The sequence below is a fragment of the Bradyrhizobium sp. BLXBL-01 genome (assembly GCF_051853025.1).
GTDB lineage: Bacteria > Pseudomonadota > Alphaproteobacteria > Rhizobiales > Xanthobacteraceae > Bradyrhizobium.
On the sequence record NZ_CP182471.1, the window covers coordinates 1,754,992 to 1,770,349 of the forward strand.

A 15,358-nucleotide genomic window follows, 5' to 3' on the forward strand; every position below is an offset into this window, starting at 1 on the left:
GCAGCTCAAGGTACCACTCCTCTGCAAAATGCGCTGGTTGGGATCCCAGGCGCCTTGGCATGGGTGCAGCCACGCATCGAACGGCGAGGGGGCAGCATGGCTCGCAACGTCTTCTCAGACCCGCAAGAGCGGTGAAGAAGTTGCGCAAGGTATCGAGCAGCGACAAGGAAATGCTCATGCCGATTGATCCGCGTGCGCGTGCCCGCGAGGAGCCGCCACTCGGTGTCACATCCGAGCAGGAGAACCGAACAGCCGAGGAACTTGCCGCAGCGGAGCAGGATTGCTGGGCAGTGCAGGTGGTCTACTTTATGTTTCTGAAAACATTATGATTTTTGAGATGTCAACGATCGATGACATTCAGGAATGTCGGCGAATGGTGACATATTGAATTGTCGACGAACGACGACATATGCTAATGTAAGTGAACGCTGACATTTGGGATTGCCATGCTTATCCGTACGCCTGCCGACCTCGGCGCCGTCATTCGAGACAGACGCAAACGCCTCAAGCTAGACCAGGCGACACTCGCCAAGCGGATCGGCGTCAGCCGTCAATGGGTGATTAACGTCGAGCATGGTCATCCCCGCGCGGAGCTGGCCCTTGTCCTCCGTGCTCTCGACGTTCTCGGCATCCCGGTGGACGCCAATAGTGGAGGGTTCACCAGCCGCGGGTCAACCTCCGCCGTTGATATCAACGCCATCGTCACCAAAGCCAAGAAAGGCAAGACATAATGGCCGAGCTCATTGCACTCTTGGATGGCACCGAAGTCGGTCGCGTCCGCAGTGACGCGCGCGGCCGGCTGACCTTCGTCTATGACAATGCATGGCGCAACTCGGAGGGGGCCTATCCCCTCTCGATTTCGATGCCGCTTGCCGCCGAGGAGCACGGTCCAGCCACTGTTCAGTCCTTCTTGTGGGGGCTGCTTCCTGACAACGAGCAGGTGCTCGAGCGCTGGGCCAAGAAATTTCAGGTATCGGCGCGCAACGTGTTTGCCCTCATCTCTAACGTCGGAGAGGATTGCGCCGGGGCCATCCAGTTCGCCACGCCTGATCGATTGGAGGCTCTGAAAACAGGCAAAGATGATAAGATCGAATGGCTGGATAAGCCGGAAATAGCAAATCGGCTTCGAGTCTTGCGCGAGGATCACGCTGCCTGGCGTCTGCCCAGCGACACGGGTCAATTCAGTCTTGCAGGCGCCCAGCCGAAAACCGCGCTTGTCCTCAAAGACAACAAATGGGGCATTCCGTCCGGGCGCATACCAACCACCCACATTTTGAAACCACCGACGGGCCATTTCGATGGTCACGCCGAGAATGAGCATATCTGCCTGCAGCTCGCACGCGAACTCGGGCTGCCAGCCGCCGAAACCAAGGTGATGCGCTTCGAACAGGAAATAGCGATCGTGGTTGAACGCTACGATCGGCAGGTCAGCGGGAACGACATTATCCGCGTTCATCAGGAAGATATCTGTCAGGCCCTGGGTATCCCGCCGACCAAGAAATACCAGAACGAGGGCGGACCTGCGCCTGCCGATGTGGTCGAGCTCTTGCGGACCTACTCGACAGACCGCGAGGCTGACGTTGAGACGTTCGTCAGCGCTTTGATCTTCAACTGGCTCATTGGAGGCTCTGATGCTCACGCCAAGAACTTTTCATTGCTTCTGGGCAGCGGTCCTCTCGTGCGTCTCGCTCCCCTTTACGATATCGCCAGCATTCTTCCTTACGACCACGTCGATCAGCGCAAAATCAAGCTCGCGATGAAAGTCGGGGGTGAATACAAGCTCGATCACATTGGCTTGCGTCACTGGCAAAAATTTGCACGCGAGACGCGCGTCGATGCGGACGTGCTCATCACCAGGCTGATCTCCATGGCCGGGCAGATTCCTGACCTGGTGACGGACATTCGCGCCGACGCGCAAAAAGAGGGGTTGGAAAACGCTGTCATCCAGCGATTGGCAACGGCATTGGGCACGCGAGCCAAGGATTGCGAACACGCTCTAAAGGGGATCTAGGATACGGATCATCCATCAATTGAAGGGAGTCTAACGCAACCACGAGCTTGTTCATGCTGATTCGCCGCTCGCCGAACGGCTGCCTGACAAGCCCGTTGCCGCGTTCCCTTTGCTCGTCCCGAGTTACGGCTTGCAAGCACTCGGCCGTCGCTCAACTTCGCAGGTCAAGAGTGTGCCTATTAACCAGCCGAACAGCGCCCTGCGTAACGGTCTTCGCGGCAAAATCGGTGTACCCCACCATTCTCGAATCCGAAAATATCACCGGGTAAATGAAACGGGCCAATCTGGCGTCGCCCATCGGAGGGCAGCTTGTCGGCCCGTACCGCTCCTTTACTGACATGATAGACCTATTCGCCGAGTCCACTCTCGATGTAGATCGTCACCGACACTTGTTGTAACGCTGACGATGCGTGGAGGGTCGTGGTGATTTGCGCATTGTCGGCATAGATGGGCATTCCCGGTGTGTTGATTTCCTCCCACGGACCTCCGCGCTTCGTATTCTGTATGTTGTGTCCGATTGCCGCCTCAATGTCGTAAATCCGACAGGAGCTGTCGGAGCAACTCCGCACGAAACGCTGTACGTGGGCATGTTCTTCTCGTCCAACAAGGCGCAGCTCGAGATTTTGTGGGTGGCACGGCGGTTGCTAATGAGCACAGAGATCACCGGATGAGGTGGGTGAAGAAGGTAGCAGGCGGACTTTAGTGTTCACACGTATGAGACTGTTGCCGGTTTCAACAGACGTCTTGCCAGACGCGGTTATTGCGGATGCGTCATTCACCACGCCTCCCGCGGCTACAGGCCAAGCCGCTGCCCCATCCCAAGTCACACAGACGTGCTTCGGTAATGAAGCGAAGGACCCGGAGAGGGTTTACACGAGCGCGAAGGGCAAGAACTTACACGAGCTCAAAGAGACTTCTGTGGAAATGCTGGATGTCATCGGAATTGGGATCGGCCCATTTAACCTCAGTCTTGCAGCGCTTATTGAACCTACTCCGCTCCGCGCACTTTTCCTGGAGAAGCGAGAAGCAGTTTTCTGGCATCCAGGCCTTGCACTGCCGAACAGCCGCCTGCAGGTGTCGCCGCTCAAGGATTGCGTGACCCTAGTCGATCCTACTAGCCCATACTCATTCCTCAACTATTTGGCACTGCATGGTCGGCTCTACAGCTTTGTCAACAAGCGCAATGCTTCAACGTCCCGGCAGGAGTTCATTGAGTATTACCGGTGGGTCGCAGGGCGACTCAATACGCTCCGCTTCTCGGAGGACGTCACGGATGTTGTTCCGTTTAAGAACGGCTACCGCATCAGCACAAATACAACCACATACTTGGCGCGCGCTGTTGTTGTGGGCGTTGGCGTAGAGCCAAAGATCCCTCCCTGCGCGAGATCTCTTCTATGTGACACTGTCTACCATGCAGCCGACTATCTCGAGCGGCAGCTTCCGCGTGCAAACGAGCATGTGCTCGTCGTGGGAGGTGGTCAGAGCGGGGCTGAGATTATTGAGGACATGCTTACTCGTTCTTTATCCACCCAAATCACGTGGGCAACGTCGCGTTCAAACTTGTTCTCCATCGACGACAACAGCTTTGTGAACGAGGCTTATACGCCCTCCTATAGCCGTCGCTTTCACGCCCTACCACTTCAGCAGCGCCGGGACCTGGTCGAGGGCGAGATGCTTACGAGCGATGGTATTTCGGTCGATTTGTGCAATCGCCTGTATGAAATGCTGTACGAACGCAGCGTGGATGGCACGCTGGCCGACCGTTTTCGTGTGCTGTCCAGCGTAGTCGTGAAAGACATCAAGTCCCACAAAAAGCGCTGGCGAGTAGATCTAGATGAGATCGCAACGCAGCGAAATAGCTGCATCGTTGTCGATCGTATAGTGCTTGCTACAGGTTTCCAGCCACGTACGCCGCCCTTCTTGGAAGGCCTTCTCGAGGGCGCGTGTACGGAAGATGGCCTGCCCGTACTCGGCCCGGACTACGCAGTCCGCTTCGGTCGGCACATGCCAGGACCAATTTATCTACAAAATCAAAGCCGGGTGCAGCACGGATTGCAGAGTGCCAATCTATCTTTGGTAGCTTACCGCAACAGCCAAATTATTAATAGCCTGCTCGGCCGACCGTTCTATTTGAATCCATCCGACAGGCAGATGATCGAGGTTTGCGCACCTTCAGACCCGTCTGAACGAGACACCGATGTGGTTGCGATGCGATCAACCCGACAGGTATTGGGTAGCACATGAACGGCGGCTCGACCTCACCGCTGCAGGGCCGGTTTGCGGATGGAACGGCCAACCCCGCCGACCAGCTTCCAGGCACGCTCGACTACCGCGCCTTTGTACCATTTTTGATTGCCTCCATTGTCGTTGCAGCAGCTTACGGCACCAGCTTTCTATTACCGGACTACATGGATGCGCTCGAAGCGGATGGTGGAGCCGCGGGTCTTATTATTTCCAGCGGCATGGCTACTACTCTCGTTTCCTGTTGCTTGGCTGGGTGGCTGGCAAAGCAGATAGGCCTATTACCCACGTTGACTATCGCATCGCTCATTATGGCGGTAGCCATGCTGGCCTTTGCCGGCGCTGCCTTCGATACGCGAGCGGCGTACGTTGGAGGACTACTGGTGGGCGCTGCTTGGTCAGTGTTCTTCATTCTGGCGCCGCTGCAGGTCATTCGCCATCTACGGCCATCAGCGCGTATTCAGTATTTGACGGTCCTATCCGGATCACAAATGGCTGGGCTCGGCCTAGCGACTCCACTTGGTCACTTGCTTGCGAAATACACTGGTTCGCTGGCCACGATTTATGTGGTGCTTGCGATTGCGTGCGTGATTGCCGCCGCCTGCGTAGACCTGACAAGACGCGCGATGTCGAAGCTATCGGCACTGGCTATGCCGGATATCGCGATTACACTTGCCGCGACTACGGCACTGCTTCAGCAATGCACAGCGCTCCCGATCGCCATGATTGGGATTTCAGCCTGTATCTTCGCGGGGCTGTCCACATATCAGAGCGCGTATTCCGCATCACGTCACTTGAATTCCGATCTGTTCTTTCTGGTTTTTACTGCTGCAAGCGTGGTACTACGCTTCTCAGTCGCTCACCTCATGGGCAGCCTGCCGTTATGCCGACTGGCGCTCACGCTCATCCTATTGACCGCTGCGTCTCTGGTGCTGTTCCTTCTCAACGCTGGCAGCACCTCACTCTATATTGTGGCCACAGTGCTGTTTGCCGTCGGCTATGGGTTAAGTTATTCAACCTTGAACACGATCGCCGTGAATCTCGCCGGCGATCACGGCGTCTCAGTACCCACTACCTCGCAGATCTTTACCCTCGCATACTTCCTCGGGCTCTTCGGCTTTCCCCTGGTCGGAGGGCAGTTGGTCCGTGGATTCGGCCTTGACGTGATGTTGCTGAGCCTATTGAGCGCGACCGCTCTTAATGCGGTGCTGGCAACTCGCCTCGGGGAAAGCGCAATCGATCCGCCTCATCTTAGGAAGGAGCTCACACATGCTGACTGAGGCACAACAATCGAGATGGCATAAGGATGGATATCTTCGATTGGAAGGGTTCTTCGATCCAGCCACGCGCGACAAGATTTCTCGTTACGTTGAGGAAGTTGCACGTTGGGATGTAAGCTCCGATAAGTGGATGTTGTGGTTCGAGAAGACGAGTGACAGCCGGAAGATTATCTCCAAGGCCGAGAACTTCTTAGACTACCATGGCCCTCTACGGGAGGCGCTCCTGGCCGATGGCCGCATTCGCATAGCGGTCGAGACACTCTTGAATGAGAAGACGCGGATGCTGAAGGAACTTCTGATCTTCAAGTATCCGGACAGTGGCGGATACCGCCCTCATCAGGACATCTACCACGTGCCGCACAAGATACCCGACCGCATGGTTCACGCAATTGCATCCATCGCTGTGGACGACTCCGACCCGGGTAACGGTGGGCTCTTCTTCACGCCAGCTCGCCATAAGGAAGGAATGTTTCCGATGGATGCCGGCGGCGTGATTTACCCGGAGATCGCCGAAACCTTCACATGGGAGCCGGTGAAATTGAAAGCTGGTGACGTTTTCATTTTCGACGATTATGCGCCCCATTACTCCTTGCCAAACAAGAGCGATCGGTCGCGTCGTGCGATTCACTTGGTATTCCAGCGCGCGTCCACTGGGGGGGCGACACGCACCGAATACAACAGCATGAAACGCGCCTACAACCCACCAGAGGAAGCGGTGGCCGATCTTGAGAACCTAAAGCGTCCCAATGGCATATTCTATCGCGACTGATAGCCCCGTCTGAGGAAGACCAGCGTGTACACGAGGCAGCTCGATCATTCTCTGATGAGATCGGAATACGGAGTTCTGGTCTGGCGCCTTTTGGAGCATCTCCCGGAGGGTCTCAGCCCAGCATTTGGCGCTTCAGTCGTGGAGCTCGCTCCAGGCGATGCGGTCGACCCACACGATCATCAGGAGCACGAGCTGTGGCTGCTGATCTCTGGTCGCGGAGAGTTCGAAGTCGACGGCCAGGTCCGTAATGTTAGCGAAGCGACCTTGTGTTACATGTCGCCACATCAGACGCACACTATCCGCAATATAAGCCAAGACAGCACTCTCAAGTTTATCTCGATCTGGTGGGATTGACGTGCGCACTTATTTTGTCTGTCCTGCGCCGCCTTGCCCTAACGGCAAACTACATCTGGGCCACATCGGCGGCGTGTATTTACTCGCTGATATCTTCGTCCGCTTCCAACGCATGACCGGCCATCGGGCTTACTACATCACCGGCTCAGACGAGCACGGCACACATACGCTCGAAACGGCACGAAAGCTCGGCCGATCCTTTAATGAGGTCGCAGAACAATACGTTCACCAGATCCTAGAGTGTTTGCGTGCCGTACAAATTACGCCTGATGTGTTCGTGCGCACATCTAGCGAGAGTCACAAGGAAAATGCGCTAGCGATATTCCGCGAGCTGCAAGAGGCCGGCTACGTCGACGTACGGCAGGGCGTCCAACTGTATTGCGAACGTTGCGATGAGCTCGTTGCGGACTCGCTCGCAACTGGCCGTTGCCCGGCCTGCTCATCGCCTTGCGATAGCAATCTGTGTGAGAACTGCGGGCTGGCTGTTCAGCACGGCACAATCCGTGACGCACGGCACGTCACCTGCGGCCGCAATCTTGTGCTAAGAGCCATCAAGCAGGCCGTGTTCGACATGCCAAGGCTCGCTCGCCAGCTGGACGAAGCCATTGGAGAAAGCGCGTGGCCCGAGCCGATACGCGCCAGGGCGCGCGCTTGGCTACAGCGGGAGGTGCGCGGCTTGCCGATGACCCGCCATTTTAGGCACGGAGTTGAGGTAAAACAGCCTGACTCTCTGACCGGCCAAACGCTGCTTACATGGTTTGAGGGCCTCTGGTGCTTCGACACCGGAATTCGCGAGCAATGCGCCCGCTTAGGTCTGGACACAAACGCGACGTTGCACGACCAGAACAGCGAGCTTATCTTCTTCATGGGGCAAGATAATCGCTTCTATTACACGCTAGGTGTGGCCGGCGCTCTGCTCGCGCGCGGCTACCCAATTCCAAAAAATCACTCCGTCCAGGATTTCTACAAGCTGGAAGGCGAGAAGTTCTCCACCAGTCGTGATCATGCTCTTTGGACCGATGAAGTGGCGCGTGAGGTGGGGCCAAACGTACTCCGTTATGCACTGGCGCGAGTGGCCAAGCCCTTTGGAACCGACGCAAACGATTTTGATCTCGAGGGCCTCATCTCGGCAGCGTCACGCATTCGGGTCTGGGAAGATGCGTTACGGCGGTGTGCAGAAAACGCGCGTATAGTAGAGAGCACCGAACTCTCCCCGAATTTACGCCGCTTCGCTGAAGATTATGCCGATGCGGTCACCGCACTGCGTTTCTGGGATGCGCTTGATATCATCGACAGCTACTTCGAGCTAGCTGGCTTCGCACATGCAGACGATTGGACATGGAATGCTGCGCAGATCTCGCTGTTCCTGAGCCTACTCTATCCCGTAGTACCTGAGCTAGCGATGGGCTACGGCCAGCACTACTTTGGCGGTGCGTGGCGGCCGTCCCTCGAGACTTCGGCCGTAGCAGCTCAGCCAAAGCCGTCGGTGGACTTTCCCCGTTTCAGCGCGCCAATACCCGAAAGCTTTGCCGCAGAGTACCATAAGCGCTTTGGCAAAGAACAGATTTCGCAATCATGACGATCAGAATGACGAAGCCATGAATTCCCGCATCTCACAACGCAGCGCTATCGCTCAGGGTTTTGCGCCGTTCAACTCCTCAAGTGCGAAGCATGGTGTCAATTTCAGCTACGGGCTGGCCGACCCGGTGATGTTTGCAGAACTGCCGTGGCCAAGCGCGTTTGACGGAGGTACAGGTGTGACCCTCGCCGATCTGCCCCAGTATACGGATGCGGCGGGTTTACCCGAACTCCGCACAAAGCTCGCACTGAGGTACGGTGTGCGGCATGACCAAATTATGCTTACGGGTGGAGCTTCACAGGCCTTACAATTGCTGGCCGATGGCTGGATTGACCCCGGTGACGTGGTCCTGATGGAGGACCCCTCCTACTTGGGTGCACTGCGTACGTTTTCGATCGCGGGTGCAACCGTGGTCCAACTAGGTCTGGCTGCAGAGGGAGTGGATCTGAACGAAGTGGAGGCAGTGCTGCAGACCATTGCCCGGGTGAAGCTTTTCTACACGATGCCAGCATTTCATAATCCAACCGGGCGCCAGATGTCGTGCGACCATGCGGCCAAATTGGCAGCACTGTTGGCCCGCAGTGGCGCTCTCTTGGTGCAGGATCTTGTCTATGCTGAGCTGCCCTATAACGGTCCAGTGCATTGGTTGGCGCCGGGCGACAACGTGATCAATGTCCATAGCATCTCAAAAGTCGCCGGACCGGGACTACGGGTAGGCTGGGTGCTTGCCGAGTCGGACATTATCAACAGGCTTGCGCTTCTCAAACGAGACGGCGGCGTAAGTCCGGTTCTAAGCAATATCGTTTTGGGATTGTTGCAATCGAGCGCTCTTGACTCTCACATAACACGCTTGCGCGAGCACTACCGAGCTAAGCGAGACGGCGTACATAGGTTATTGCAGCGCAGCCGGATTTGCGAGCCGGACTATAGTGTGCCGAGCGGGGGCTTCTCGTTTTGGGTACGGCTTACCGCGGATACGGATCCGGAGCGGCTTATTGAAGCTGCAAGCCGCGAGAAAGACGTGCACCTTATAAGCGGTCGGAACTATGGCCCACGAAGTGGCCGTCACGTGCGCCTGTGTTTCAGCTATCTTCCAATATCTCTCATTGAGCAGGGGCTGGAGCGCTTGGGTAATTTGCATGCTAAACTCTAGATGCGTGTTGTATGTTTCAGCAGAGTGTTCCCATCTGACGCGGGGGCGCAGGTCCAGCTCCAAGCGCCGACACTTTTGAAGAGAGTGGGCTTAGCGGGCTTATCTGCCTGGCGCAGGAGCTTCCATTCCCAGGGCAGAAGTTCGTGCAGGCGCGACGCGAGAAGATCGGCAACCGGAGCCAGGACCTCGGCGAGCCAGGCCTTGGGATCAACGTCGTTGAGGCGACAGGTCGTGATCATCGTCAGCGTGATTGCGGCACGGTCGGCGCCACGCTCGCTACCAGCGAAGGTCTAGTTGCGCCTTCCCTGCCTTCCAATGAGCTCAGCGCATCGGTCAAGCAGATCTTGCCATCGTCGAGGAAGCCGGCGAAGTCGCCCCAGCGCCTGAGCATGTCGTTTCATAGGCGTCAGGACGTCGGAGGAACGCGAGAGGGGTTTTCGCGCTTGCGCAACAACCAGGCGTGCATGTCCTCGAGAAGCGGCTTGCTTTTTTGCTCTGCGCTGCGCGCGGAAGTAGATCGAGGAGCAAAGATCGAGCCGCAAGCGATCTCATCACGTGCGTTTGTGAACAGGACATCTGCGACTCTAACGTTAGCGCATGCTAAGATACTTATCAGGCGCAGCTCCTGCGTGACGTGGCCCCCAGCTTTTATCCAGTTCTGAGTTCGCTCAAGCCATTGGATTTGCCCAGTTGGGCGGTGGTAGCGACGGGAGCTGGCGCGGAGCCATCGGCATAGCGCAGCGCCAGATCCCGGCGCGGGTGGCTGGTGAAGGCGAACTCGGAGGGTGTCTTCCATCCGAGCTGTGAGTGCGGTCGTGTGTAGTTATAATCGGCGCGCCAGCATCCGAGCGCGACGCGGGTCTGAGCCAGCGACGTGAACAGCGTCTCGTTCAGCAATTCATCCCGGAGCCGACCGTTGAAGCTTTCGATGAAGCCATTCTGCATGGGCTTGCCCGGAGCGATATAATGCCAGGCGACGCGGCTCCGATCGGCCCAGGTCAGGATGGCGTTGCTGGTAAGTTCGGTGCCGTTGTCGCTGACCGCCATCTTTGGCTTGCCGCGCTCCATGACCAGCCGATCCAACTCCCGCGCCACCCGGGCCCCGGAGAGCGAGGTATCGGCCACCAGCGCCTAGCACTCGCGGGTACAGTCATCGACCACGGTCAAGATGCGGAAGCGGCGGCCATCCGTGAGCTGATCGGAGACGAAGTCCAGTGACCAGCGGTCGTTCGGTGCCATCGGCACCGTCATCGGCGCCCGGGTCCCCATCGCCCGCTTGCGGCCGCCACGGCGGCGCACCACCAACTTCTCTTCCCGGTACAGCCGGAATAGCTTCTTGTGGTTGATCGCAAAGCCCTCCCGCTTGAGCAGAACATGCAGGCGCCGATAGCCGAAGCGGCGGCGCTCCTGGGCGATCGCCTTCATGCGCTGGCGAACGCCGGCATCATCCGCTCGGGTCGTCCGATATCTCATGGTCATGCGGCAGCAGCCGATGGCTTTACACGCCCGCCGTTCGCTCATCCCGTGGGCATCCACGAGATGCGCGACAGCCTTCCGCTTGGCCGCGGGCGTCACCACTTCTTTCCCAAAAGGTCCTTCAACGCCGCATTGTCCAGCATGGCGTCAGCCAGGAGCCGCTTCAGCTTCGTGTTCTCGTCCTCCAGCGTCCTCAGCCGCTTGGCCTCGGAGACGTCCATCCCGCCGTACTTGGCCTTCCATTTGTAGATGCTGGCGTCGCTCACGCCGTGCTTGCGGCATAGATCGGCGACCGACACCCCGGCTCGTGCTCCTTCAAGATCCCGATAATCTGCTCTTCCGTAAAGCGGCTACGCTTCATGCTCTGGTCCTCGTCGTGGGCCAGAACGAACTTCAAACTGGATTAAGCCCCGGGGGCAAGGTCATGCGCCATCTCAGCAGCGATTGGGAATTGATCGAGCGCCGTCAGATTCTGAAGTAAGTGCAAGATGAGGGGCATCTGCGGAGATCTTGCCTAGGGTAAGCTCTACACACGTTGGGAACGCCGCGTCGCCTTATACGCCATCGAAGGTACGTTCCGCCCGCGGGCCGCCGCACTCTGTGCGCCAGGGATGTCGAACAAGGCTGCGCGCGCAATAACGTTCAAGCTCGAGGAGGCAGTTGCAAAAAGCTGGGTGGTCACTGGCTACAATTGGTTGCCGAAACTCTATAAATGTCAGACTGCGAACTCAAGCCAAAGCCGCCTAGCCCGTCGGGGCATCAACATTCACCGATGGTTCTCTATTCCACGATAAGTCACACGTTGGATCGAAAGACAAATAATCGCAAGTAAGTTCCTCACCAGGTTGTACGTCACGCGCCGTTAAAATTCGGCAATAATCGTCTTGATATGTGTTTGGCTGACTGCTGTGATTCATGAAGCGGGCGTTGTCAGCATTGTACTCTATAACACTATCATTAGCCTTGTAGTTTCTTGGATAGGCATGCTTATCTAGCAGAGCTTGAAATGTCGGAGCTAGAGTATCGTACTGCTCAGGCGTCACCGCGATGTCAACGATCGGGTTGTGAATCCAAATCAGCGAATCTTTGGGCAAAAGGGCGGCGGAGAAAAGTCCGATACCCCCAAACTGGTCTGGCTTCAAAACAGTTTCAATAATCAACATTGAAGAAATCTCCTAACACCCAGCAAAGCTAACTGACCTGAGTCGCGAAATCTCCTGCACAAATCGGTAGGGTCGTCTAATCGCGTCTCACGTCCCAAATTGGAGTTTTTCGCGTTCGTTGCGGCAGCGGCTGCTGCGGATTGCGTCCCGCGGTACCGCCATCTTGGCGGTGCTGGAAGGGGCTGCAAATCAGTGGGAGTCCGAGCAAAGATCCGCGTCTCACGGCGGCGAGTTCATGTCGTGCGATCGAGACTGTAAGCCTAGCAGCGTCGCGATACGCTTACTTTCTCGGCGGTCCGGCAAGCCGCCGACAACGGCTTCATCGAGACCTTCAAAAGCAGCTTTCGCGCCGAATGCCTCATGGCCACTGGTTCCCGCCCCTTGCGGATGCCCCAGGACAGAAGAGACATGGGCACATCGTTGGCGAGGGCCAGCACGTGGGCGGTCGGCAGTCGAACGCTGATTATGCCGCACGACCAGGTCCGCGCAACCAGCGCGCCATCGTGATCACGGGACAAAGCTCTACTGTTGGGTGGTCTAAAGTTCGGTCTCCTGAAAATCTCGAGATATAACTGCTGCCGTGCGGAACTCGTCGGTTGGGTAAGCAATGAGGTTCGCACACGTTACCCGACCATTGCTGATCCCCAAGTACGGTGCTGATAGGTTCGAGGCGGTCGACGAGATGCTGGGCAGCGCCTCGTTGGCGAGAGGAGCTTTCTGGCGGTACGCCACGACCAGGATGTGCATCTGAGGCTAATGGACGACCACATCCATCTGCAGCCAACTAAGCTCAGCCGAGGCCTTTTCGATGGGAGCGGGAAGCAGCCTCTTTACTCGGATGATGCTTTCCCCTGTCTCAGAGCCGAGGCCCCTGATCAATGCCAATCATGTAAGACGCAACGGCAAGAACACCGTAGGTGTTCTTCGCAGCTTTGGCGTTCGGAAGGATCAAAGGGCGATGGCTGTGCGGCTCAACGAGGAGCGCACAGCGATGATCGCGCAGGTTAAACGGGGGGTAGCGCTCACCCGTGCCCCCGGGAACCACGCCAAGCTCGCAAGACTCACTTTAGCAAGCTATGATCCAATAAGACGTCCAATACCGGAGCTATGTGGACGGGTTCTGAGCGTGGGGATTGTCCCTCGGCATCTACATTCTCGGCTGATGGATGAGCCAAACGTCATTGGGGCCTTCCGGCCCCAAGAGGGCGGTGTAATGCTCGCCGCGAATGTCGTAGTGCTTTACCGGCTGCGCCTCGTTTGGCAAGAGGCCCCAGTGGCCGAGCCTCGAGCGCGTCGCGTCCGAAGCTTGTTGGGTGCCGTGGGAAAAATCTTCGGGAACGGCGAATGATGCAGCATAAATCTCGCGGGCCGCGGGCGTCGTCCTCACACCCCTAGAGGAGGACGCCGGAGCGGCTTGCTCCATCGACCGTCCAAGCCGCGATGATGAGGCTCGATTCTCTGGCTGCTCGCTGGGCTGCGGAACGTTTTCCGGTCGAGATCCCAGAGGAATGGCAGCGCCTGGCGGATTGAGTGGGGTGCTACCCCTCATCGTCGACGCGGGCACGAACAGCGCCGTGTAGCGGTCATTGTGAACGATAAAACTGTTGGGTCGGCTGTCCTGGCTCGGCAGGACGCTATGACCAAACGCAGCGGACGCGTGCTGGCCGCCTTGCCGGAAACTGAAGGGAAGAACGGTCGATTCTGAATCCAGGGCTTGGCGATGACCCTCGGTTGGCTCAAGCGACGACGATGGCCCGGCGTTTCCCACCATCGCCGAGAGCAGATCCTGATCGTAGCCTTCCGCAGGAACGACGAGCCGACCGCTGGCCTGAAACGGTGCGTCAGCGTCTTCCATTAGCTCGCGAACGACTGAACTGCCGGGCGCGCTCAGCTGGCGTCTGATGGCATCCCCTTCCGTATGGCTTAGTGTTCTTTGCCTCTTCGCAGGGTTCAACTCCCCGGTGTAATCCTCACCCATGAGGACCGCGTGACTTGAAGAGGAAGCGCTCCCGGTCAGCTCGTTCCGAGCCGGTTGGTAGCCGTCGCTCCAGTTGAACTGGAGAACAGCTTTTCCGCAGTCCGGTCCCTGGTGATCGCGCGCGGTTGGGAGAGACAATGTTAGGATGGGTTCGTCCATCATCCCTCGCAGCGGGTCCTGATCGTGACCCTCCGCAGGCAGCTCTATCGGCCAAGTCCAAGCTTCCCGCGGCGCGCTGTGCTGGGCAGCGGTGTCCCCGAGGTGCCTGGTGACAGCGTCTTCGGGATGAGGACCATGGGCCCCCTGGTGCCCAAGTTCCAAAGCCTCGATGAGTCTACGCTCTTCCTCAGACAGAGGAAGATAGTAGCGATCTGAAGAAGAAGGAAGCTCTGGAACGGCAGGGGAATCAAGCTGCGGCACTTCATCCAAGTACGGCTCAAACTCCGCTTGCTGCTGTTGCGGTTGTGACACTGCGGCCTGGTCACGGTCGAATGGGTTGATGCGGTTAAATGGGTCCATGTCAACTCCCCGGGTTTGAGTCGGTTGGCGATGCCCCGCCGATAGCGACGCTCGCTCTCGCTCTATTAGAACCAGCTGTCGACAAGCTGACGCGCTTAGAGACTTACCGGACTGTGATCTCAGATAAGTCATTTCGCCGCTCCTGACCGCGACTGATGAGGAAGCCGAGCGGGCGGTATACTTTGCGTGTTCGGGACGAGCTCAACGGCGTCGGCACTCCGACACGCCACGACCTCGGCAATTGATTGCGGCTCTTCGCCAACTCAACTTCGACGCCAGCTCGATCAGCTTTCACCATAAATCTTACGGTTTGTGGCGACAACGGTTCCTTGGCTCGCACGCTCCGTTGCCGCACCGCGCCGGATGCTCTCGATCGGATTGTAGTTCTCAGCTGGCGCTGGTGCTCGGCAGGAAAGTCATAGAAGACCGATAGGCCATAGATTGGCGATCCTTGTCAGGTAATCAACGTCACGCGCATGTTTGGCGCGGCTCTCGGCGAAGGTATCAAGTGCATGCTCCGCGACCGCCCGGCTCGGCGCTATTGGGATCCTGCATGGCCTTCTTCTTGCCGCTCCGAACCAGCTCGGGATATCTTTGAGCACGTTGGCGGCCTTTTGCTGCCAGCTCTCGTATTCGCCCTTTGATTGATCATTCAAGCCAGAAATCACCGAAGGCGACAGGTTCGTTGCCTGCTTTCCAGCAGGGCCGAGAGCGCCTCCTGGATCGAGTGTCGACGTAGCGCCAGCTAGGGGCGGGCAGCAGGGGATCGAGGCTCCTGCTCCACACCCACTCGGACTAGCAAAATCACCGAGGTGGAGCGGATCCAAGGGGCGAG

General features: G+C 57.6%; 11 protein-coding genes and 2 pseudogenes. 9 read left to right on the forward strand and 4 right to left on the reverse strand.

Annotated elements, in window-relative coordinates:
* Positions 1 to 59 precede the first annotated feature (59 nt).
* From ACNJYA_RS08160 to ACNJYA_RS08200, 9 genes are all read left to right on the forward strand, one after another.
* Positions 60 to 329 carry a hypothetical protein gene (locus ACNJYA_RS08160; RefSeq protein WP_439402424.1) on the forward strand — a complete coding sequence of 90 codons (270 nt, stop codon included), beginning with the start codon at positions 60 to 62 and terminating at the stop codon, positions 327 to 329.
* Positions 330 to 446: 117 nt separating this feature from the next.
* Positions 447 to 731, forward strand: coding sequence for a helix-turn-helix domain-containing protein (locus ACNJYA_RS08165; protein ID WP_439402425.1), 285 nt, complete (start codon positions 447 to 449; stop codon positions 729 to 731).
* Positions 731 to 2,011, forward strand: coding sequence for a type II toxin-antitoxin system HipA family toxin (locus tag ACNJYA_RS08170; protein ID WP_439402426.1), 1,281 nt, complete (start codon positions 731 to 733; stop codon positions 2,009 to 2,011). The genes ACNJYA_RS08165 and ACNJYA_RS08170 overlap by 1 nt, the downstream gene beginning before the upstream one ends.
* 924 nt (positions 2,012 to 2,935) lie before the next feature.
* Complete coding sequence (locus tag ACNJYA_RS08175) at positions 2,936 to 4,255, forward strand: lysine N(6)-hydroxylase/L-ornithine N(5)-oxygenase family protein (protein WP_439402427.1); 1,320 nt, start codon at positions 2,936 to 2,938, stop codon at positions 4,253 to 4,255.
* A complete protein-coding gene (locus ACNJYA_RS08180) occupies positions 4,252 to 5,532 on the forward strand; it encodes an MFS transporter (protein ID WP_439402428.1) in 1,281 nt (426 codons plus the stop codon). Before ACNJYA_RS08175 ends, ACNJYA_RS08180 begins: the two co-directional genes overlap by 4 nt.
* A complete protein-coding gene (locus ACNJYA_RS08185; protein WP_439402429.1) occupies positions 5,522 to 6,301 on the forward strand; it encodes a phytanoyl-CoA dioxygenase family protein in 780 nt (259 codons plus the stop codon). The genes ACNJYA_RS08180 and ACNJYA_RS08185 overlap by 11 nt, the downstream gene beginning before the upstream one ends.
* Before the next feature lie 54 nt (positions 6,302 to 6,355).
* On the forward strand, positions 6,356 to 6,655 hold the full coding sequence (locus tag ACNJYA_RS08190; RefSeq protein ID WP_439403397.1) for a cupin domain-containing protein: 300 nt from the start codon (positions 6,356 to 6,358) through the stop codon (positions 6,653 to 6,655).
* Position 6,656: 1 nt separating this feature from the next.
* Positions 6,657 to 8,234 carry a class I tRNA ligase family protein gene (locus tag ACNJYA_RS08195; RefSeq protein WP_439402430.1) on the forward strand — a complete coding sequence of 526 codons (1,578 nt, stop codon included), beginning with the start codon at positions 6,657 to 6,659 and terminating at the stop codon, positions 8,232 to 8,234.
* Positions 8,235 to 8,253: 19 nt separating this feature from the next.
* Complete coding sequence (locus ACNJYA_RS08200) at positions 8,254 to 9,387, forward strand: PLP-dependent aminotransferase family protein (protein ID WP_439402431.1); 1,134 nt, start codon at positions 8,254 to 8,256, stop codon at positions 9,385 to 9,387.
* 92 nt (positions 9,388 to 9,479) lie between these two features.
* Here ACNJYA_RS08200 and ACNJYA_RS08205 read toward each other — a convergent pair.
* The 4 genes and pseudogenes from ACNJYA_RS08205 to ACNJYA_RS08220 form a co-directional block, all read right to left on the reverse strand.
* Positions 9,480 to 10,000 (reverse strand): annotated as a pseudogene (locus ACNJYA_RS08205) (transposase domain-containing protein); the annotation flags it as partial.
* 35 nt (positions 10,001 to 10,035) lie between these two features.
* A pseudogene (locus tag ACNJYA_RS08210) lies at positions 10,036 to 11,224 on the reverse strand (IS3 family transposase).
* Between the two features lie 382 nt (positions 11,225 to 11,606).
* Positions 11,607 to 12,026: an SET domain-containing protein gene (locus tag ACNJYA_RS08215; protein ID WP_439402432.1), complete on the reverse strand. Its 420-nt coding sequence runs from the start codon at positions 12,024 to 12,026 to the stop codon at positions 11,607 to 11,609.
* A 1,147-nt stretch (positions 12,027 to 13,173) separates the two neighbouring features.
* Positions 13,174 to 14,523, reverse strand: coding sequence for a hypothetical protein (locus tag ACNJYA_RS08220; RefSeq protein WP_439402433.1), 1,350 nt, complete (start codon positions 14,521 to 14,523; stop codon positions 13,174 to 13,176).
* Positions 14,524 to 15,358 lie beyond the last annotated feature (835 nt).

Coding starts and splice junctions, on each gene's coding strand:
- ACNJYA_RS08160 (WP_439402424.1), top strand. CDS start 60: ATGGGTGCAGCCACGCATCGAACGGCGAGGGGGCAGCATGGCTCGCAA.
- ACNJYA_RS08165 (WP_439402425.1), top strand. CDS start 447: ATGCTTATCCGTACGCCTGCCGACCTCGGCGCCGTCATTCGAGACAGA.
- ACNJYA_RS08170 (WP_439402426.1), top strand. CDS start 731: ATGGCCGAGCTCATTGCACTCTTGGATGGCACCGAAGTCGGTCGCGTC.
- ACNJYA_RS08175 (WP_439402427.1), top strand. CDS start 2,936: ATGCTGGATGTCATCGGAATTGGGATCGGCCCATTTAACCTCAGTCTT.
- ACNJYA_RS08180 (WP_439402428.1), top strand. CDS start 4,252: ATGAACGGCGGCTCGACCTCACCGCTGCAGGGCCGGTTTGCGGATGGA.
- ACNJYA_RS08185 (WP_439402429.1), top strand. CDS start 5,522: ATGCTGACTGAGGCACAACAATCGAGATGGCATAAGGATGGATATCTT.
- ACNJYA_RS08190 (WP_439403397.1), top strand. CDS start 6,356: ATGAGATCGGAATACGGAGTTCTGGTCTGGCGCCTTTTGGAGCATCTC.
- ACNJYA_RS08200 (WP_439402431.1), top strand. CDS start 8,254: ATGAATTCCCGCATCTCACAACGCAGCGCTATCGCTCAGGGTTTTGCG.
- ACNJYA_RS08215 (WP_439402432.1), bottom strand. CDS start 12,026: ATGTTGATTATTGAAACTGTTTTGAAGCCAGACCAGTTTGGGGGTATC.
- ACNJYA_RS08220 (WP_439402433.1), bottom strand. CDS start 14,523: ATGGACCCATTTAACCGCATCAACCCATTCGACCGTGACCAGGCCGCA.